The 20345-nt window shown below is 49.3% G+C and carries 18 protein-coding genes; 6 read left to right on the plus strand and 12 right to left on the minus strand.

Annotated features, from left to right (window positions below):
* Window positions 1-27: 27 nt before the first annotated feature.
* On the minus strand, window positions 28-882 hold the full coding sequence (gene purU / locus ELAC_RS09150) for a formyltetrahydrofolate deformylase (protein WP_098038970.1): 855 nt from the start codon (window positions 880-882) through the stop codon (window positions 28-30).
* Window positions 883-1141: 259 nt separating this feature from the next.
* On the opposite strand from purU, the gene ELAC_RS09155 reads away from it, so the two are divergent.
* Window positions 1142-1918 carry a BPL-N domain-containing protein gene (locus ELAC_RS09155; protein ID WP_158227859.1) on the plus strand — a complete coding sequence of 259 codons (777 nt, stop codon included), beginning with the start codon at window positions 1142-1144 and terminating at the stop codon, window positions 1916-1918.
* Between the two features lie 158 nt (window positions 1919-2076).
* Here ELAC_RS09155 and ELAC_RS09160 read toward each other — a convergent pair whose 3' ends face one another.
* Entirely contained in the window at window positions 2077-2256 is a 180-nt protein-coding gene (locus tag ELAC_RS09160; protein WP_098038972.1) for a hypothetical protein, read from the minus strand.
* A gap of 418 nt (window positions 2257-2674) precedes the next feature.
* Here ELAC_RS09160 and pepN point away from each other — a divergent pair, with 418 nt between their 5' ends.
* Window positions 2675-5308 (plus strand): aminopeptidase N, encoded by a 2634-nt coding sequence (pepN, locus tag ELAC_RS09165; protein WP_098038973.1) that lies wholly within the window; start codon window positions 2675-2677, stop codon window positions 5306-5308.
* A 30-nt stretch (window positions 5309-5338) separates the two neighbouring features.
* Here the strand turns inward: pepN and ELAC_RS09170 are convergent, their stop codons facing one another.
* A complete protein-coding gene (locus ELAC_RS09170; RefSeq protein ID WP_098038974.1) occupies window positions 5339-6622 on the minus strand; it encodes a replication-associated recombination protein A in 1284 nt (427 codons plus the stop codon).
* On the opposite strand from ELAC_RS09170, the gene ELAC_RS09175 reads away from it, so the two are divergent.
* Entirely contained in the window at window positions 6558-7676 is a 1119-nt protein-coding gene (locus ELAC_RS09175; RefSeq protein WP_143406487.1) for a pyridoxal-phosphate dependent enzyme, read from the plus strand. The genes ELAC_RS09170 and ELAC_RS09175 overlap by 65 nt on opposite strands.
* 9 nt (window positions 7677-7685) lie before the next feature.
* Here the strand turns inward: ELAC_RS09175 and ELAC_RS09180 are convergent, their stop codons facing one another.
* Together ELAC_RS09180 and upp are read right to left on the minus strand one after the other, a co-directional pair.
* Window positions 7686-7853, minus strand: coding sequence for a uracil phosphoribosyltransferase (locus ELAC_RS09180; protein WP_420810331.1), 168 nt, complete (start codon window positions 7851-7853; stop codon window positions 7686-7688).
* A 38-nt stretch (window positions 7854-7891) separates the two neighbouring features.
* Entirely contained in the window at window positions 7892-8320 is a 429-nt protein-coding gene (upp, locus tag ELAC_RS09185; RefSeq protein ID WP_098038977.1) for a uracil phosphoribosyltransferase, read from the minus strand.
* A 242-nt stretch (window positions 8321-8562) separates the two neighbouring features.
* Here upp and ELAC_RS09190 point away from each other — a divergent pair, with 242 nt between their 5' ends.
* Window positions 8563-9915 carry an MATE family efflux transporter gene (locus ELAC_RS09190; RefSeq protein WP_098038978.1) on the plus strand — a complete coding sequence of 451 codons (1353 nt, stop codon included), beginning with the start codon at window positions 8563-8565 and terminating at the stop codon, window positions 9913-9915.
* 213 nt (window positions 9916-10128) lie between these two features.
* On the opposite strand, the gene ELAC_RS09195 is transcribed toward ELAC_RS09190, so the two are convergent.
* The 6 genes from ELAC_RS09195 to ELAC_RS09220 all read right to left on the minus strand — a co-directional run bounded on the left by ELAC_RS09195 (window position 10129) and on the right by ELAC_RS09220 (window position 17140).
* A complete protein-coding gene (locus tag ELAC_RS09195) occupies window positions 10129-10902 on the minus strand; it encodes an aldo/keto reductase family protein (RefSeq protein ID WP_143406488.1) in 774 nt (257 codons plus the stop codon).
* 55 nt (window positions 10903-10957) lie between these two features.
* Window positions 10958-12034, minus strand: coding sequence for an isopenicillin N synthase family dioxygenase (locus ELAC_RS09200; protein WP_158227860.1), 1077 nt, complete (start codon window positions 12032-12034; stop codon window positions 10958-10960).
* Window positions 12035-12267: 233 nt separating this feature from the next.
* Window positions 12268-13422, minus strand: a complete 1155-nt coding sequence (locus tag ELAC_RS09205) for a pyridoxal phosphate-dependent aminotransferase (RefSeq protein ID WP_098038981.1) — start codon at window positions 13420-13422, stop codon at window positions 12268-12270.
* Between the two features lie 541 nt (window positions 13423-13963).
* On the minus strand, window positions 13964-15604 hold the full coding sequence (locus tag ELAC_RS09210; RefSeq protein WP_098038982.1) for a mechanosensitive ion channel family protein: 1641 nt from the start codon (window positions 15602-15604) through the stop codon (window positions 13964-13966).
* Between the two features lie 63 nt (window positions 15605-15667).
* Complete coding sequence (locus ELAC_RS09215) at window positions 15668-16408, minus strand: cysteine peptidase family C39 domain-containing protein (protein ID WP_098038983.1); 741 nt, start codon at window positions 16406-16408, stop codon at window positions 15668-15670.
* Between the two features lie 27 nt (window positions 16409-16435).
* Window positions 16436-17140 carry an N-formylglutamate amidohydrolase gene (locus tag ELAC_RS09220; protein WP_098038984.1) on the minus strand — a complete coding sequence of 235 codons (705 nt, stop codon included), beginning with the start codon at window positions 17138-17140 and terminating at the stop codon, window positions 16436-16438.
* Window positions 17141-17657: 517 nt separating this feature from the next.
* Here ELAC_RS09220 and ELAC_RS09225 point away from each other — a divergent pair.
* The gene (locus ELAC_RS09225) at window positions 17658-18191 is read left to right on the plus strand and encodes a non-canonical purine NTP pyrophosphatase (protein ID WP_098038985.1); all 534 of its coding nucleotides are present in this window, start codon (window positions 17658-17660) and stop codon (window positions 18189-18191) included.
* Here the strand turns inward: ELAC_RS09225 and ELAC_RS09230 are convergent, their stop codons facing one another.
* Window positions 18192-19685 carry an ABC-F family ATP-binding cassette domain-containing protein gene (locus tag ELAC_RS09230; protein ID WP_239414471.1) on the minus strand — a complete coding sequence of 498 codons (1494 nt, stop codon included), beginning with the start codon at window positions 19683-19685 and terminating at the stop codon, window positions 18192-18194.
* 189 nt (window positions 19686-19874) lie between these two features.
* Between ELAC_RS09230 and ELAC_RS09235 the strand changes: the two genes are divergently transcribed.
* Window positions 19875-20150: a translation initiation factor gene (locus ELAC_RS09235; protein ID WP_098038986.1), complete on the plus strand. Its 276-nt coding sequence runs from the start codon at window positions 19875-19877 to the stop codon at window positions 20148-20150.
* The last annotated feature ends 195 nt before the right edge of the window (window positions 20151-20345 follow it).

The following is a 20345-nucleotide window of genomic DNA, read 5'->3' on the forward strand; positions in this document are numbered from 1 at the left end:
TAGGCCCCGGTGCTCTCGCTGTAGGATTTAGCGGAATACGACGGTCTTATGGCCGTTGATAAACACCCTGTCTTCGATGTGGTATTTGATTGCGCGGACCAAAGAGAGGCTTTCGACATCGCGGCCGCATTGAACGAGCTTCTCCGGAGTGTAGTTGTGGTCGACGCGCACGACTTCCTGCTCGATAATCGGTCCCTCATCTAGATCATCCGACACGTAGTGCGCTGTCGCCCCGATCAGCTTGACTCCCTTTTCATATGCCTGGTGGTAGGGTTTAGCCCCTTTAAAGCTAGGCAGAAAGGAGTGATGTATGTTGATTGCTTTGCCGTAGAGCTTATTTGTGAGGCCCGGCGATAGGATCTGCATGTAGCGGGCCAGTACGACAAGGTCTGGCTGGTAGCGTTCGATGATCGCGTATAGCTTTTCTTCCTGTGCCGCCTTCCCTTCCTTATCCATCGGCAGGTGATAGAAGGGAATGTGGTAGAAATTGCAGAGGGCTCTTAAGTCATCGTGGTTGGATATCACAGCAGGTACTTCGATCCTGAGGTCTCCAACGGAGTATAGGTTGAGGATTTGGTTGAGGCAGTGCGGCGCCTTGGAAGCCAGTATGACCACTTTCGCTTTGGCTTCGCTTGAGCGGAACTTGAAATCCATTGCGAACTCTTGAGCGATGGAGGAAAAGGCGTTTTCCCACTCTTCCACCCCTCTTTTATTTTCATTGGTCTCGTTGAAGAGGGTACGCATAAAGAAACGCCCGGTGTCAGGATCTCCAAATTGAGCGGATTCTATGATAAACCCTCCATTGGCACTTAGGAAAGTTGCGACCTTGGCGACAATGCCGATCTGGTCTTTGCAGGAGAGGGAAAGGGTAATGCGCGCCATATGAAAGTGTCCTTAAAAATCGACGAAATTCGAATCCGTAAATAGTATCTTAGATCAAAAGCGTTTCAGAATTTGGTCTTTGGCAAAGAGAAGGCAATCTTTCTATTCCTAGGTGATCTCAACGCCCCATGCCAAATTTTGATAGGCTTTCGGTGCACTCCGTTTCTTACTTTTAAAAACGGTAACGAGTAGAATAGCCTATGAACTTATACAGAGACAAGTCGAATATTAGTTTCTGCATCAGGTGCGGGAGAATAGGGTGGGAATTAAACAGAAGATTTTAGTTTACAAAGACGCGGGAGTCGGTGGCAAATCATTCCGCGCGCTCATGCATTCTCTGGAATCTATGGAAAGACAATTGCCTTGCATAGAGCTGTTGGATCGCCATTCAGCAAGAGAAAAGAGCGCATTTTTAGGTGCCCGCCTCCTCATCATGCCGGGAGGGCGAGATCTACCCTATGTTGAGCACCTCAGCGGGGAGGCTGTCGGTAACATCCGAGAGTGGGTTGAAGAGGGAGGGGCTTACTTCGGAATATGCGCCGGGGCATATTTTGGCTCTTCTTTTGTTCGTTTTGAAGAAGGAACATCTCTGGAGATTCAGGGAGAGAGAGAGCTGAAGCTGTTTCCCGGAGAGGCTGTGGGCCCTGCGTTTGGATCGGGGGTTTTCCGCTACAACACCGAAGCCGGGGTGCGGGCGGCGGCGGTTTCAGTTTCATTGGGCTCTTTGGAAAGAGAGTCGTTGCGCTGTTATTTTAACGGCGGATGCACGTTCCGGGGCGATTTTTCATCCCCATTTTGCAAAGTGGTTGCGACCTATCCGGAGATTGCGGGAAATCCGCCGGCGATCATCCGGTGCGCGGTGGGCCGGGGGCAAGCTATCTTGTCAGGCGTCCACCCCGAATTTTCAATCACGTCGTTGAACAAAAAAGACCCTTACCTGCAGGCTGTTTATCCCTTACTTGAGGAAAAGGAGAAAGAGAGAAAAGCTCTTTTTGAGTCGCTGATTGCGGCGTTGCTTTGTACCGAAGGTTTTTGAAATTAGGTTTTAATACGGAGAGAGCCACCGAGATAGAAAGATTGTAAGTCATCTAATAGCAAGAGTATGAGGTGACTTAAAATCATTCTATCCCGAGGCTATCTCCAAGATAGAGCCGTCTTCCTTGCGATAGTTCCGTAGAACTCGCCGCCTGAAAGCTATTTAGCCCCTTTGATCATCTCTGAAGCCCAGTTAGCAGCTACTTGACCCCACTCGATCGCTGCGCTATACACTTTGCCCGCCCACTCCACGAGAGTGCTGAAAGCATCCGGAAAGAATGTGTAGATCAGAAAATAGAGAATTCCAAAGAGAAAGAAGTTCAATAAAAACCTAATCATCGCCTACCTCATAATGATGGGTTCGTTAGCAGATTCCGTTGCAGACATCCATATAACCTAATTATATGAAAATAAATATTTTAATAAAATAAGATTGACATATTGTATTTGTGTCTGATTTTAAATGACTTGTGGTTGTCTTAGCAAGATTTGAAGAAGCTTTGGAGTAGACTTTCCTGCCTCCTTTCAACACGATCGGGAGCTTAAGAGACCGCCCATAAACAAAAATCGTATGATTTTTTCGAAGCTAATAACCCTATGCGGCAGCAAAGCATTCAGATTTGAGTTTGTAGGCAGTCTCATAAATTTCGATAACCCTTCCCATAAATTTTCGTTTTCCGGGTATACTCCGGGGTGACCTGCACTCTTCTGAAGGCAGAAAGCGAAAGAAGATAATCAAACTCAAGGGGCCTATCCCATGCAAGAAAAAAGCAGCCAACACGAAACACACCTCAGAGACTGGAAGCGTTCGCCCTTCGTCATACCCGATATCCATCTCAAATTCGAGTTGGATGAAAAAGAGACCTTGGTAACCTCCAGGATGCAAGTCAAAGCCGCCCCGGACAGAAAACCGGAAGAAGTATTGACACTAATCGGGGAGGAGATTGAGCTCATATCACTCTCTATCAATGATAAACAGCTGGATAAATCGGCCTTCTCAGAAAAGGATGGCGAGTTGACGATCGCTCCGCCTTCCTCGGAATTTACACTCGAGATCAAGACGAAAGTCTGTCCCGAAAAAAATTTGAAGCTCTCGGGCCTTTATAAGTCAGGAAACATTCTCTGCACACAGAACGAAGCCGAAGGATTCAGGCGTATCACCTACTTCATTGACAGACCGGACATTATGTCCCGGTATAATGTAGAGATCTCTGCCGACAAAGCCAAATACCCCTATCTGCTCTCGAATGGAAATCTGATCGAATCAGGAAATTTGGAGGGGGGGCGTCATTATACCAAATGGCAAGACCCCTTCCCGAAGCCTTGCTATCTCTTTGCGTTAGTGGCGGGCGACTTCGGCTTGATCGAAGATCACTACATCACCCATTCGGGAAGAAAAATCGATCTTAAGATCTATTGCGATAGGGGCAACGAGTCGAAGTGCCTGCACGCGATGAGTTCACTGAAGCGGGCGATGAAATGGGATGAAGAGGTCTTTGGCCTTGAATATGATCTGGATCTGTTCATGATCGTTGCGGTCCTCTCCTTTAATTTCGGCGCGATGGAAAACAAAGGACTCAATATTTTCAATGCCAATGCTATCTTGGTCGATGAAAAGACGGCCACCGACGAGAATTTTATGCGGGTGGAGAGAGTCGTCGCCCACGAGTACTTCCACAACTGGACGGGAAACCGCGTTACCCTAAGGGATTGGTTTCAGTTAACCCTGAAAGAGGGGTTGACTGTCTTCCGCGATCAGGATTTCACTCAAGATATGCACAACAAGGGTGTTCAAAGAATCGAGGATGTTCAGTACGTGCGGCGCTACCAGTTCCCCGAGGACAGCGGTCCGACCTCGCACCCGATCAAGCCCACGTCTTACATCAAGATCGATAACTTCTACACGACGACGATTTACTACAAGGGCGCTGAAGTCATCCGCATGATCAAAACGCTTCTTGGCGACGCCCTTTTCAGAAAAGGGATGGATACCTACTTTGAGCTCTACGATGGCAAGGCCGTGACTACCGAAGATTTTCTGCATGCGATGGAGTTGGCCTACGGGCAGTCTCTGAAGCAGTTTTCCAGGTGGTATGCAAGAAGCGGCACTCCCGTTGTAAAGGCTCAAGTGACTTTTGAAGACGGTGCTGCCATTTTGGAAGTCGAGCAGAAAAGCTGCGAGGAAAAAGGGCTCGAACCCCTCTGTTTCCCCCTCGCTGTCGGATTTATTGACAAGGAGGGAAAACCTCTCTCCGTCATCTGTGAAAGTGCTTCCAGGGTCAGCGACAAGACAGCGGTCCTTAAGGTGTCAAAGGCTAAAGAGAAATTCGTATTCAAGAACATTCCTGTCGGAGCGCATGCCTCCGTTAACCGCCATTTCTCCGCTCCCATCATTTTAGAGAGAGAACTCAGAAAAGAGGAACGCCTATTCCTCATGCAGCACGACATCGATTCGTTTAACAGGTGGGATGCCGCCTATGAGCTTTACGCAGGCTGCCTCCTGGAGATGGTGGAGGATTTGAAGAAAAACAAGCCTCTGATTGTGGACAAGCACCTCCTTGAGGGGATTCAAAAAGCGCTGGATGATCACCAGCTTGATCCTGCCTTCTTAGCTCTCATGCTCTCTTTGCCCGGCGAAGGGGAGATTGGTGAGCGGCAGAGGGTCATCGATATCGAAGAGATTCATGCCGCCCGCGAATTTTTAAAGCGGGAGATCGGAGAGGTGTTCTACACGCGCTTCAAGGAGAAGTGGCAGGAGTTGACGGAGAGTGGCTCTTCCGGGACGGACACCAAAGCGATCGGGCAGAGGAAGCTTAAGAATATTTGCCTGGCCTATATGGTCGCCACCCAGCGGGAAGAGGCGTTTGAGATCGCTCACCGGCAGTTTAAGGAAGCGAAAAACATGACCGATCAGCTTTCGGCTCTCGATCTGCTCACGAACTATGCCAATCCCTTCAGGGAAGAGGCGCTGGCGGCATTTTACAGGGAGTGGAAGAAAGAACCCCTTGTGATTACCAAGTGGTTTGCCGTGCAGGCCGGATCCCAGATTGCTTCTCTGCAAGAGAAGGTAGGCGAGCTTTTGAAAGATCCGGTTTATGATGAGAAAGTGCCGAATAATGTCAGAGCGCTGCTCGGCACTTTCTTGCAAAACCAGTATCACTTTCACGATGCTTCCGGAAAAGGATATCAGCTGATATCCAGGGAGATCATCCGCCTTGATCAGATCAATCCCCATGTGGCGGCCAGCATTGCCCTTGGATTCAAAAAATATGCCAGGGTGGATGATAAACGGCAGGCGTTGATGAGAGGAAGTTTGGAGGCAATATTAAAAGCTCCCAACCTCTCTCCGAACGTTTTTGAGATAGCGTCGAAGTGCTTGTCGAATAAGTGATGCCAAACCAGTAGAGGGCGCCTTTTTTTATCAGGCGCCTTCTTCATTGAGTTTTGTTCTCAGCCTGTCAAACCACTCCACCCTCTTTTTCATCTCCCTTTCAAAGCCGATCTCTTTGGGGCTGTAATAGGACTCTCTCTCCATCTCCTTGGGGAAATAGCGCTGCCCGGAAAAAGCGTATTCGAGGTCATGGTCGTAGAGATAGCCTTTTCCATATCCCAGCTCCTTCATCAGCTTAGTGGGTGCGTTTTGGATATGAAGGGGCGGGGGCAGGTGGGCTGTTTTGGAGGCGGATTCGCGGGCTTTGTTATAGGCGGTATAGAGGGCGTTGCTCTTGGGCGCCAAGCTTAAATAGACGATCGCTTCGGCGAGAGCCAGCTCTCCTTCGGGCGATCCGAGCGCCTCATAGGTGGCTTTGGCACTCAGGCATACAGCCAGCGCCTGGGGATCGGCAAGCCCGATATCTTCCGTTGCCATCCGAATGATCCTCCGCGAGAGGAAAAGGGGGTCCTCCCCGCCTTCGAGCATCCTTGCCAGCCAGTAGAGCGCGGCATCGGGGTCTGACCCCCTGACAGACTTGTGCAGAGCCGATATCAGTCCGTAGTGTCCCTCGCCGGCTTTATCGTAGAGAGGCGCTCTTTTTTGTAGAAATAGGGAAAGCTCCTCTTTGGATAGGGGCTTATCTTTCCCAAGCGCTTGAACACCGTCGACTAAGTTGAAGAGGTAGCGTCCATCTCCTTGCGCCATGGCGACAATGGACTCTCGGGCCTCCTGATCGAGATGGAGGGGACCATAGCGTTCCTCATAAGATCCGACAAGGGATGAGAGGTGCTCATGGCCGAGGGGATTGAGCGTGAACACACGGACTCTTGATAAAAGAGCGCTATTGACTGTGAGAGAGGGGTTTTCTGTTGTGGCACCGATGAGGAAGAAGTCCCCTCTTTCGATAAATGGCAGGAGGAAGTCTTGCTGGCTTTTGTTCCATCTGTGGATTTCATCAATAAAAAGAAAGCGGCTCTTTCCAAAGAGGGGGGTGGCGGTAAATTCCTGGATGTTTTTCTTAAGATCCTGAAGTCCGGAAGTCACGGCGCTCAGCTGGATTAAGGGTAAGTCGAAGGATTTGGCATACAGTCTTGCGAGGGTGGTCTTTCCTGAGCCCGGGGGACCCCATAAGATCATCGAGAAGGGGTGATTTTTTTTGATCGAAAGAGAGAGTGAACCTTCCGGTCCGGTCAGGTGATCCTGGCCGATGACCCCTGCCAGCTCTTTAGGACGCATCCGTTCCGCTAAGGGAGTGTGGTTTTTTAAATCCATGGCTCTTTTCTTTGATTTTATAAACCATTATACTACAGGGATGAATATATTAAATGAACTGACAGGAAAGTTCCCCCAGGAAGACTATCCTAAAGAGTCCCGGATCCATCCGATAGCCGGCACTCATCCGGTCAAGGGCACCTGGTATATCAAACGGGAAGATGAGCTGGGCTTTTTTACCGCAGGGGGTAAAATCCGCAAGTGGCGGACGCTTGTGCCATCCCTTGTCTCAAAAGGAGTGGATACGGCTCTTCTGATCGGCAGCTCCCAATCCAATAATGTGCTGGGCTTGAGCTTGCTGCTCATCGAAAAGGGCATACGCCCTCTTCCCATTTTATTGAATAGCAAAGATCCCCTTCCCAGGGGAAACCGCCTCTTTCTCGAACTGACTGTGGGAAGTCGGCAGCTCCTATTCGTGGAACGGGAGGAGTGGCATCGGGTTGAAGAGATCGCTCTGTCGTTGCAACGCAAGCTCTCGGCGGAAGGCTGCAAGGCGGAAGTGATCCCCGAAGGGTCTTATCTGACCGAAGCTTTCTTTGGAGCCCTCACCCTGGCAGCGGATATTTTACGCAATGAAGTGGAGAGAGGCTGCTCTTTTAACCATATATTCATCGAAGCAGGGACGGGGCTGCAGGCGATCGCTTTGATCTTGGGCCTTGCTGCGGCTTCGCATCCGGGTTCGGTCTCAGTGCTCCTCTTGGCAGACAAGGAAGAGATCTTCTTGGAAAAGCTGGAGAAGTGGCGTCTTGTGCTGGAGGAGGTGAGCGGTATTCGGCTTTGTAGCTCTTCAATGCACTTTTCCCTCTTCCGGCCTCGTACGCAGAAAGCCTTCAAACCCATTTCAGGGAAGGGGTGGGAGGGCCTTGTCTCTTTTGCTCAAAGCAGCGGTGTGTGGACCGATCCTGTCTATTCCAGCAGGCTCTTTGCCGAAGCTTTTAGCGAGGGGAAGACGAAGGAAATGGAGGGAGATATCTTAGTGATTCACTCCGGCGGCCTCTCCTCCCTCTTTGGATTTGAAAAAGAGCTCAGGGCTTGTCTTCCTTCTTGCGATTGAGACCGCTTTCTATTCATCGGTTCCAAAGTAGCGGTCGCCAAAGTCGCCGATTCCCGGCAGTATGAATTTTTTGGCATTCAATCCCCTGTCAAGAGTGCCAATAACCAGCTTGACTTTAGGGTGGTTGCGGGCGATCAGGGCGGCGCCTTCGGGTGCAGCGATGATGGAGACAAGCATCAGCCGCTCTTCATGGATGCCCTTCTCTTTCAGTGTCGCTATGGCGTGGTCTGCGGTACCGCCGGTGGCAAGCAGCCCCCGCCGGTGGCAAGCATCGGGTCTAACAGCATCACTTCGGTTTCTTTGGAGATGCGAGGCAGTCTGTCATAGTAGAGGCGGGGGATGAACGTCTCTTCATCGCGCTGAAAGCCCAAGAAGCCGATTTTGGAATCCGGAAAGGCCGCTTCAAATTGAGGCAGCATCGCCAGCCCGCTTCTCAAGATGGGGATAAGTGCCGTGGGCCTTGAGGGGGCGACTCCGGGTGTTGTTTCCAAGGGAGTGTCGATCTCTATTTTCTTCCAGTCAAGATGCTGCATCGCCTCGAATACCAGGATTTCAGTAATCCGAATGGCTGCCCGCCGAAAAGTCGCCCTGTCAGAGTGTTTATCCCTCAAGAGAGTTAAAAAGCGTTCTTTAGCTGTCAGCATCGTAGTACCTTAGTGTTCCGGCATTTTTTAGGAGACTGCTCCCAAACCCAAATCAAACGACTTGAGTTTGTGGACAGTCTCTAAGCAAAAGAGTGTTATTTGTCAAATCGGGATGGATTGTTGGTGCCCGCTTTATTTCGTCAAAACTCTCTTTCTGCTATGAGGTGTGTCAGGGATCTTTCATCGACCGGCCGATTGGGATCTGTTTTCAATAATGCATTGATATTTAACGGGATATTTCATTGGATCTTACGCAAGGGTTAGTCTACAAACATCTGACTAGGCTTGCGCTTCCGTCCGCCGTTGCCCTTTTTTTTGCCACCATGTTTTTCATGGTGGACACCTATTTTGCCGGAATGATTTCGACCGAAGCGCAAGCGGCCCTGACGGTCAGCTTTCCGGTTTTTTTTATCATTGTGTCGATGATGAACGGCATGGCGATCGGCGCGCAGACCTTGATTGCGAACTTCTTGGGCGAGGGCAGGCATGAAAGGGCTAAAGAGCTGAGTGTGCAGTCGCTCTACTTTGGCGCGGTCTTCTCTTTGATCATGGCAGCGTTTGGATTTTTCTTTGCCCCGAGCCTTCTTCAATTTCTCGGTGCCAAGGGGGCTGTCGCTGAGTACGCGGAACGCTATATCCGGATCACTTTTTTGTACTGCGTCTTCCCTGTGACCACCCATGTGGTGAATGGGATATTGATGTCCTATGGACTGGCCAAACCTTTCAGAAACTGGCTAATCATCGGTTTTTTTCTACATCTGACACTGGATCCGTGGCTCATTTTCGGAGGAATGGGATTGCCGGCCTTCGGTTTTGACGGCATTGTCTATTCGACCGCCCTTACCATGTTCTTGGGAAGTTGCTTTATGTTTTATTGCCTGAACGAGAGAGGGATCATCAGCAAGATAGCGGTAGGAAGGCTTAAGCCCGAGTGGATAGCCTTTCAAGAGATCGCAAGGCAAAGCCTACCGGCAACGCTGAACTTGCTGTCGGTGGCAATCGGACTTTTTATTACCACCGGTTTTGTGTTCCAGTTTGGTAAAAATGCAGCGGCGGCTTTTGGAATAGGAATGCGGCTGCAGCAGCTGTTTTTAATCGCTACGGTCGGCCTTTCCTCCGCCGCGCTCGCGATCATCAGCCAGAACCATGGAGCAAAAAAATTTGCACGCGTCGAGGAGTGCATCCGATTCTCACTTTATAGCGGTGGTGTGATTATGCTGGCCAGTTTTTTGGTGCTGAATGCTGCACCGCGGCAGCTGATGAGTATATTTTCACATGACAGAGATGTCATAGAGACAGGAGTATCTTTCCTGCGCATCTATTCGTTCACAGGATTTTTCCTGATGGGACTTAACATCCTAACCGCCGCGATGCAGGGGATGAAAAACCCGATAACGGCCCTAATGATCGGGTTTGGAAGACAAGTGGTTGTTCCGTTGATTGCCCTGCCGATACTCATCGGTTGGTTTGAGGCTCCCCTGGAATCTGTCTGGTACATGACTTTGGCTGTCAGTGTACTATTCACCGCGCTTGCCTTTGTTCAAACCAAAAGAATTCTCACCGAGAAATCAAAACCGTTTAACGAAAAACCTTAGGATTGATTTCTCCAGGGCTGACGAGAAGAGACTGTAGGTAGTGACGGCGCGCCGGCCCGTCAAGCGTGGGTACCGGAAGTTTGTCTTAGGAACAACGCTTCGGTCAGTCGCCCATGGAACAATCGGGTCGATCGGGCAGTGATGAGTCCGTTTGGAGATGACTACGCTCTCTTGGTGGGAGACTACCAGGGAAAGAAGCAGCGTATGCGGGGGTCATGCAGTCTTTATCCACGATGTGCAGGTTCGGATGGCTTTAGCGTTCATTTGATTGATGTGCAAAATCTCTTCTTGGGTAAGTCGGATGCTAATCGCTTGGATGTTTTCCTTTAGATGCTCTTCCTTTTCCGATTTGACGATGCAGGGAATTCCCTTTGTAAGCAGCCAGGCGATGGCGATCTGGCTGGGGGTCATTTCCTTTGCCTTGGCGATCTGTGTGATGACAGGGTCTTGTAAAAGAGCAGTCTTCCCTCCGGCCAAAGGTCTGTAGGCGACGGGATGTGCTCCCATTTGTGTTGAGGCTTTAATTAGCCTGTCCGGAAAGTAGTAGGGGTGAATTTCGATCTGGTTCACGCAAGGTTCAAGAGAGTGCTCTTTCAAACAGATAAGATCGCTTTCGCTGAAATTACTGACCCCAAATCGTCGGACGATTCCCTTTTGCAGGAAGGGATGGAGTGTTTGACTGAATTTACCAAAGTCGGTGTAGGGTACATGCAGGAGAAGGAAATCGAGGTGGTCGGTGCAAAGGTCATCTAAAGCCTTTTCTATACACCTTTTGGTGTCATCCGGAAGGATTTTCAGAGTCAGGATGAGCTCTTCTCGCCTTAAGGAAGAGCTTTTGATTGCATTAGCAACAAGGGGCAGATTTTGATAGGCAGTTGCTAAATCGAGATGGCGATAGCCGATCTCTAAAGCTTTCGTAAGGGCACCTTGGCCGATTTTATGTGTTCCGATGCCGATGGGTGGAATGTTATGGGGTAAAGGGATCATTGTTGACTTTGCGAAGTGGAAAATAAGCCCCGGCAGATTTCTCCGGGGCAACCGGTTAGTTTGCTTCTTCCGTGTTTTGGCTCTTTTGCCACACCTCGTAGGTCAGCTTGACCGGGTCTGCGGCATCGCCTGAGTCGACAAGGGCCTGTATGCGCTCCATAATGCCGCTCTCTTTTTCAAATTGCAAAAGGGCGGGGGAGGCAAGACCAAGCTCCCTTAGCCTGCAGGCTAAAAGCTCAAGACTGGTCGCTTCAGGATAACGCTTCACCCCGCCTGTCATGCTGACTGCCTGGGGGAGGGGATCCATGGGATCGTTGTCGCGGGGATGCACAAAGTAGACAATCGAGAACCTCTCCAGTCCGGGTTTTGCCACAACCCTGTGCAGGCTGCTTTTAAAATAGCCATTTGAGAGATTTTGCAATTTATCGCCACCATTGACGATGAAAGCGTCTTTGGGCACCCTGACATCGATCCATTGTCCTTCATGAAAGACTTGTAAACCCTCTTCGGTAGCCATCGGCAGAATGGTAAACAGATCGATATCCGTATGCTGCGCTGCCCAAGGTACACTGGGATTGGGGTTGGGAGGATAGTGGAGGGCTCTGATCAGACATTCTCCTGTTTCTGTCATGTCGATAAGGAAACGTTCATTCTCTCCCAAGGCCTTCGCAAAGGCAATCTGAAGAATTTCGCTATGGATATCGAGTGCTTTGATCAAGTTTTCCATGGGCTCTTGAAAATTCATCCAGGTAGGCCAGATGTTGCTCTTGCGCCCAATGTGATAGAACTCCTTACAATCTTTGACGCTGTTTCCCTGGGCTGTTTCCGAAGGGACGTAGCCGCGCTGGCCGTTGATACTGGCTTTATAACACTCCAGTTTTTGCTCCAGCGGATGAAGAAAGAAATCCATTGAGGCGGCGTAGCCTCTTTCCAGATCCTCTACGGCAATGCCGGGATTGACGACGGCGAAAAATCCGACGGTATGGAGCGCTTCTGCGACTTTGGAGATAAAGCGGTCCCGCGTTTCTTCTTTGAAGTAATCATTCATATCGACTACGGGAATAGTAGCGTCAAAAGCGGGAGATTCAGAGGTTTCGGAAGGAAAATTCCATAGTGTTAACATAAGGGCCATTATAGACCCTGCAAGACGACAGGACATATCTGCACCATTGATATTATTTCGGTAAGTTCTCAATAAATCTCAAAGATGCCGTGTTTGGCATCTTTGAATTTGGGCATCATTGTCAAACAGGGGATTAAAATATAGATTTTATTTAAGGGGAGTTAACGGATTTATCATCTGTTGATCTGGGGGCAATATCAACTCTTGCATAGCGCCCCCACAATTGCTGAAATCAGTCCCCGTTAAATGTCTCTAAGAAGATGTTTTCGCAGCCGATCCATGCCCTCTTCGATAAGCTTTGGCTCCCTGGCAAAGCAGAGGCGTACATGGGAAGCTGCTTCCTGAGAGCTTCCAAAGTCTTTTCCCGGTACCAAAGAGACCCGGGCTTTGGTTAGAATTTCCATCACAAACTCTTCGGTGTCCTCATGCTGCGTTTTTAAAAACAGGAAGATGCCGGATTCCGGAGGGACGTAGGAAAATATATTTCTCTCTACCAAAGGAACCAGCATTTCTCTAACCAGCTGTAAATTGGCTTTTACTTGTCGAACCTGTCTTTCGATCAGCTCGGGATGATCGAGAGCAAAGCAGGCGGCAAGCTGTCCGATGACCGAAGGGCAGCACAGAGTGCCGTCCTGGATCGCTGTCAGCCTTTCAATCAGCTCTTTTTTTGCCACGAGAAAGCCCACACGGTAGCCGCTCATCGCGAAGTCTTTTGAGAAAGAGCCGGTACGTGCAATATAATCAGAGCGGGCAGCCAGGGGCGTTGCCGAAGCAAAGTTGCCTTCGTAGATGTAGTTGTCATACACCTCATCGATGATAAGGAAAATTCCCTCCTGCTCGCACCATCTTTTCAACTCGTTCAAGTCGTTGGCACGAAAGCAAATGCCACAGGGGTTGGAGGGGTTTGACAGAATCAGCATTTTGGATCGCTCTCCCTTGACCTGTTTGACGCTCTCAAGATCGAAGACCCATTTTCCCTCTTTGCGGAAAAAACCCTGGACGGGTATGGGCGTCGCTTTGGAGAAGCGGACGATATTGAGATAGCTGGGGTAGAAAGGTTCAGGGATGATCACTTCATCTCCTGAATTAAGCAAAAGCAGGCAGAGATTTGTAATACCACCGATCGAGCCGTGCGTGATTAAAATCTCCTCCTTTGTGAGCGGAATTCCCCATTTTTTCGCGAGGGTTTCGGCGATCTTTTGCCTGAGGGGGGCGATTCCTCCGACTGCCTGATAGTAATCGGCTCGGTCGCCGTTTAAAATCTCTTTCAGGTGCGCTTTTATCTCCTCGGGAGCGCCGCCGACTTTGACGGCTCCTTGCGAAAAGGAGATAATGTCTTTGTTTTCCGAAGCGATCATTTCGATCGATTTATAACGGGGTAGGGTAAGTTTCAACATGGGATAGCCTTAAAAAAATAATTAACATCAAAATATGGAATCATCCAGTCAGTGCAGGCTTAAAAAGCCGCTAATAATTAAAGATGCGAAGATGTGTGATTACTTAATATGTAGCCCGGAGGGCCGCTGCTGCGAGGGCCGCAAAAAATGAGGGGATAGCTTGGGTGGTGGCAGAAGAGTGATTCAATCGAAGGTGCGGGAGGAAGAGAGTGCGTTGCCGTTCCTTGGTGTGTTTCACCAAGGAGGTCACGTATTCTGTCTTCCCCGATCTTTTGGGGCAAGGCATAGCAGACCTCTTATTCGGGGCGTGGTTATCAATTTCTGCAGTAGGAGAACAATTATTCTACTTCGCAGATTGTGACTATTATATGCGATTTTATTCCGTCTTGTAAATCTAATTGTTTAAATCGGATTTTTTGATTTTTTTATACCGCAGTCGTGTTGAAATTTGAAGTTTTGCTTGGAGAGCTTTCTCTTTGCCAAAAACAATATGACGCTTTCTGTTCTTAGGGGACTAACGAAAAGCGGGCAAATGCGGAGTCTATTGATTGAATGGAGGGATAAACCACCGCTCTTTAGGAACGACGAGCGGTTTTTCCGGATCGCCCTCGTAGGCGGGGGTCATGATCTGCACCCCGTATTCGTTGAAGACATCTAAAATATTCTGATGGAGTGCATGATATTGTTTTTCCATCTCGTGTGGCTTGTCGGAGTGGGCGTTCAGCTCATAGGTCGTCGAAAAGGTATCGAGCGATTTGATAAGGACAAAAGGAGGAGGATCTTTCAGCAGGCAATCGGTTCTTCTGGCCGCCTCGAGCAAGATGGCTTCGACTTGCCTCCAGGGAACAGCGTAGCCGATGCCGACGGTTGTGTGCAGGATCAGTCCCTTATTTTTTACTAGCGAGCTGTAGTTGATAACGGGGCTGCTGACGATCTGTGCGCTGGGTATGGTCACCTCTTCGTTTTTTGGGGTTCTGAGGTGAGTCGCTTGCTGCCCCATGCTGATGACCTCTCCTGTCACATCACCGATTTTGACGCGGTCTCCCTGCACAAACGCTTTTCGGTAGATCAGGGCGTAACCTGCCAGGTTATTGGCGACGATCGAGGCACCTCCAATGGATGCCAGCACCCCGAAGAAGATCGATATGCCTTTGAACGCTTCGCTTTCAGAACCGGGGATATAAGGATAGGCGATCACCAAGGCTAGGGCAATGAGGGCAATCCTGACTAGTTTGTATGTCGGCAAAGCCCAATTGCTGTCGAATCCGGTAATGGTAATTCTTCCGCTTGCCACGCCATTGAAAAATAGGGTGGTCAACTTAAGGATGTAGCGGGTGAAAAGCGCTAAAGCCAAGATGAAAACAATACCCGGAAATGCATCCAAGACATTAGTCCACATCGTTTGAAGTGGGGATAATAGCGATGAGACGATCCATGCTGCTGCTGCACGGGTCCAGGGAAAAAGGTTAAGGACAAAATCGAGCCATAGAATACCCGCAAGGAGTGCCATGAGAGCAAAAAACCCGTTGATCACGCCTTCCCACACCCTTTGAAGCCGCTCGGAGGAGACAATCTGGTAGGACTTCTCCTCAAGCTGATCGAGCTGTTTTTGGAAGCCTCGGTTCACGGACTTCTGTAGACGAGCTGTCAGCCTGCCTCCGATGATCAGCGCCAGCATGAAAAGCACGCTTGCACCAAGAGCCAAAGCGCTTTGACCGAGCAGATAATTGCTTGTTCGCTCAAGGCGATAGCGCTCGATCGCACTCTTGATGGCCGACAGGTGAGCTGCAGCGAGCAGTTGCCGCTCCCTTAAGCCTTCGTAGAGTGCGTCTGCGTTTGTGATACGGACAATGACGATATTGCCGGCCGTGATCGTGGCATATTCTTTTTCTTCGATGACCTTAAGGTCTGCAACGGGGAAGGAGTGGTCTGAAGCGATGCGCTCGATCCGCTCCGATACAGCCTCTGCCCGGCCTTTTGCCGGAAGGCTTGAAAGTCCCCTCAGTTTAAAGAGGGGGGCTCCGTCGAGCGTGACGGGCGCTTCCTCTTGTTTTGTTGCAGATGATTCCGGCAGCCTGCCGATTGCATCCTCGGCGACAATCCGGACAGGGGACATCAAAAGAAGAAGCAGAAGTGCCGCATAGCGGATCATCAGAGGAGCCTTAAAGCTAGAGCGCATCATATCCAAACCGATGTTGATCTTTATTTTAGAGTCCTTCGCTATTTCTCTCCTGGAGATATCATCTTAGATTCCGAAGGTTAAATCGTTGTGTTCGTGTTTTTTAGTGATGATTGTGAAGTTGGCGTCGTAGGTTAACAGCCCGATCAAAAATGAAGTGAGCAGATGGTCTTTAGAGACTTCGTATTTTAAGTCCTGGGAATAGGGATTTTGATGCCAGGGGTCATTGATGGTCACCAGCCTTGATTCGGGATTATAGCTCTCGAGCACGACAAAATGCCCTTCGGGAGCCCCAAGAACGTCATCTTTAAGCGCCTCGTCTCCATTCAGATGGATACGTGAGCATTTATAGAGGTAGGTCGAGGAAAGGCCGGTGATGATGGGAATTTTTCTTTTCAAGTAGCGCATTAGCAAGGCGCCTGAGAGATCCCGCATTTTGATCCGCCCCCCCTTCTCAAGGAACTCGATGAAGGCGTCACAAGCGTCTTGCAGCTTGGCATGGTGCTTCAGTTTCTTTTGCAGGCGGAGCTTTTGGATGATTTGCTTTTTGTCGATAGGTTTCGGGAAGAACCAGGTGGGATCGAATATTTCGAGATTAAAGGTGTAGAGGGTGGCGTCGAAGCCGTGATCGAGGGCGTGTATTCCAAGGCAGGCACCTAGAGTTCCTCCGGTTTTTAGAGTCTTCACTTCCCTGATGATCTTTTCAAGGTCGATCGGGAGATCATAGTAGTCATAGATTGCTTTCAAGCATGTCGGTCCGCACGAGCTGTCGGTCGGCTGGCTCTTCATTTTGAGCTTTTTTCCCATAGGCAAAACCTCCCTGTTTTGTGAATTTCATAGTCCTCGCAAGAACTCGGTCATAGCGGAGCTGATGCGATCCCTTTCATTCCTCTTGCAAGCAAGCGCCTGGTTGACCTCGATTTCTATCCCGAGATATCTTCGTGCCTTAAGTTGACCTCTTAAGTACGTAGTGAATCCGTCGGCTGTTCCTTTGTAGGGATAGTTCATGCGGATTCTAAAGTCTTTTCCGAGACTCTTTTTGAGAGATTCGGCCATCTCCCGGCAGAATTCTTTTTCCAGAGGTCTTGAAGGATCGTAGAGAAAGCTAAAATCGCAGTTCCTTGTCTCCCCATCGAAGACAGGCGTGAAAGAGTGGATGGAGAGATGCAGGAGCGGCTTCTTTGAGGCGTCTATCGCCTCTTTGAACTCGTCTTCCACCAAGGATCTATAGGGGAGATAAAGTGTTTTGATCAGCAGCTCCTTTTCTTCATCCGAAAATGTTTTCGAGAACTCCGAGAAGAGCTTCGGGTGGTGGAGCGAGCGGTTCAGCTCAATCAGAAGGCGGGTGTTCTCATAGATGAAGCCTGGACACTGCAGTTGTTTTTTTAGCCGGTTGAAAATTTCTTTGGCTCCGATGTCGATTCCACGGTGGCTTTCAAGAACTTGTTTGGGTGGGGTAAAAAGCCTTTTCCACCTTGCTGGTATTTTGTTGCCGGCATGCTCGCACGTGAGGAATACATTATACCGCTTTTGGTCCATGGAAGAAGTCCTTCTGCTAAGAAGTTGATGATCTTTTGAGTTCTACTCCACTACCTCTTTTTATTCAGTTGCCAACCTCATTGTAGCAGTTTGGCAATAATCATTTTATATAAAATATTTACATTGAAAGCGTCTCGACTTTTTTTATTTACAAAAGAGACAACCTGTTATGAGTAAACAATTGTAAGTAACCTAATATTAGAAATATAAGGTTTATGCGCTCATTTAGTTCCAAGGCATTCTCTTTTGCTATACCGAAACAACTTGAAAAATTGGAAATTTGGCTAGGAGGGCCTTAAGAATTTTTGTCCGGAGCGAGCGACCATTGCCGAGAGGCAAGGCGCGAGTGAGAACGAAAATTCTTAAGTAAACCCGACGAAGCCAAAGACCAATTCTTCAATTTGTTTCGGTATAAAACCAAAATTTGGAGATACTTTCTCTATAAGCGACTGTCCGCAAACACACATCATGCAGATCTGAGTTTGGGGGCAATCGTTAAGACGCTGGCGAGGGAGAATTGAAACAATTTAGGCTGAACACCAGCAATCAGGGTAAATTTAAAGAGTTTGAACGGCTTTTTGCCGCTTTTGGCATCTCGCTGGAGGCCACCCACATCGACCTGAAAGAGATCGCTGCGGATCCCCTCAGCGTGATTGTCCACAAGGCGAGCGTTGCCGGTGAGCGGGTGATTGTTGATGACACATCGCTTGATGTGGAAGGGGAGGCCGTTGGAGTGTATGTGCGTTCCATGCTAGACGAGCTGCCCCGGTTTATCGGCAAGAGAGTGCACTGGCGCGTGCTCTTGGCTTACCGGGAAGAAAATCAGGTTTTTGTCTTTGCCGGCGAGCTTGCCGGAGTGGTTGTCAGCAGAAGAGGCTCTTCAGGATTTGGCTTTGACCCCTATTTTCTGCCCGAGGGTGAGGAGTTGACGCTCGCCGAATCGAAGCCGGACTCCTTGAATGCCCGGGCGATGGCTGTCAAAGCTTTGATGCAGGGCAAGCCTTTCAAGGTCCTGCCCGCAAATACCTCTTGGGATGGCTCTTGGCAGTGACTACTCCAGCCACTCCTTCTTCTCTAAAAATTCCTGATAGGTACCGAGGAAGATCTCCTGCTTGCCCTCGTGGCAGATAACCAGTTTGTCGAGGTTCATCCTTTTCAAGATCAGCTCGCTGTGGGTGACCATGATGACAGCCCCATCAAAATCTTCGATCGCGTCGATCAGCGCTTCAATGGACTCCATATCCAAGTGGTGAGTCGGTTCGTCCAGCAGCAGCAGATTGCAGGGGGTTGCCAATATTTTGCCGAGCAGCACCCGGCTCTTCTCTCCTCCCGAGAGGACAGAATTGGTTTTGCTGGCCTTGTCACCGCTGAACATCATCAGGCCGCAGATTGCTTTGACTTGCGTTCTGTTCAGTTTGATATTGGCTGCAGCGATCTCCTCTTCGATTGTATTCCTGGGATGGAGACGGTCAATGTTGGTTTGACCGAAGTAGCCGATCTTCACATTATCGCCTGATTCGGCGTTGCCGTTAGTGGGGGGAAGTTCGCCGGAGAGAAGTTTCAGGATCGTCGATTTGCCCCGTCCGTTTTTTCCGATGATGGCGATGCGCTCACCTTTCTCCACCTGAAGTGAGAAGCGGTCGATCAGCGGCTCCGCATTCGCCCCTTGATAGGAGAAGGAGAGCGAAGAGGCCTCCAGCATCTTTTTGCCGGGAAAAGGGGCTTGGGCGAATTCAAAATTCAAGTTGTAGAGGTCTTTCAAATTTTCAAGCACGGGGATGCGGCTTAGCATTTTTTGCTTCGACTGCGCTTGCGTGGCCTTGGAAGCTTTAGCTCCAAACCTGTCGATAAATCCCTGAAGGTGCTCTCTCTTTTTTTCCAGGTTCGCCCGAGTTTTTTCGTGGATCTCCTCTTGCTGCATGATCTGCTCGTAGAATTGGATCGTGCTGCCCCTAACTTTACAGACCTTTTGACGATGCAGGCCCATCGTGTGGGTGCAGACGCTATCAAGAAACTCGCGGTCGTGCGAGATAAGGACAAACTCACCCTGCCAGTCGAGAAGAAATTCTTGCAGCCAGCGGATGGAGACGATGTCGAGATAGTTGGTCGGTTCATCAAGCAGGAGGCAGTCCGGCTCGCTGACCAATACTTTGGCCAGATGCAGCCTCAGCTGGTAGCCGCCCGAGAAATCTTGCGGTGTGCGGTCTAAGTCTTCTTCTTTGAAACCAAGGCCGAAAAGAATCGTTTCCGCCTTATAGATGCAGTCCTCCTCTCCTTTCTTCAGTCCCAGGGCGGCCTCTTCGATCAGGGTCGGCTTAGTGAAGACGATGTGCTGATTAAGAGTCCCTATGGTATAGTTTTTCCGGATAGCGATCGTTCCTTTGTCAGGAACTTCCTTTCCCGTCAGGAGGCGGAAAAGGGAGGATTTCCCGGCCCCATTGCGCCCGACAAGGGCGAGCCTCTCTCTCGGCTGAATATTGAAGGTGGCGTCGTTAAACAGAACTTCGCCGCTATAGGCTAGGGAAAGCCCGCTGACTTGGATCATAAGATACACTCAATTAATTATTTAAAAATAAAATATTATAGCATAACGCACCTCTTTGGAAAAGAGTAAATTGGGGATACTATACCGAAAGTGTCTCAAAAATTGGCGTGAGGGCAAAGAGAGAGCTCTCATGCCAAATTTCGAGACGCATTCGGTATAAAAATTAATCATCGAAGCGTGAGGTTGCAAATGCCATTTACTATCGGCGGCGAGTGGGTGCCGGGAAAAAACAGCAAAGAATCTGTCAAACCTGTGAAGGTCCGCCTCGTCAAAAGAGGGAAAAGCACACTCACTGTCATCTTAAATCTCAACATGGATGATAGCGAAAAGCAAGAGCTTGCCATCCAGCTTAAAAGAAAACTGGGGTGCGGGGGCACTGTCAAAGAGGGCGCTATCGAAATACAGGGCGATAAAGTCGAACCGGTCAAAAAGCACCTCTTAGCAATCGGAATTAAATCCTCATGAGCCAATAACCGGCGGCTTCTATTCTCGCTGATACCCGGATCCTAAGATCAATTCCTGATTAGTTTTTAAAACAATGCTGTAGGCGTTGTTTTTTTTTATTTATTACTGTTTGGTTTTATTTAAGTTGAATTAAAGAGTGTTGTTGAATAACAATTTTCGGGTGATCTGCTATCATACCGAAACAACTTGAAGAAT

The organism is Estrella lausannensis (genome assembly GCF_900000175.1).
GTDB lineage: Bacteria > Chlamydiota > Chlamydiia > Chlamydiales > Criblamydiaceae > Estrella > Estrella lausannensis.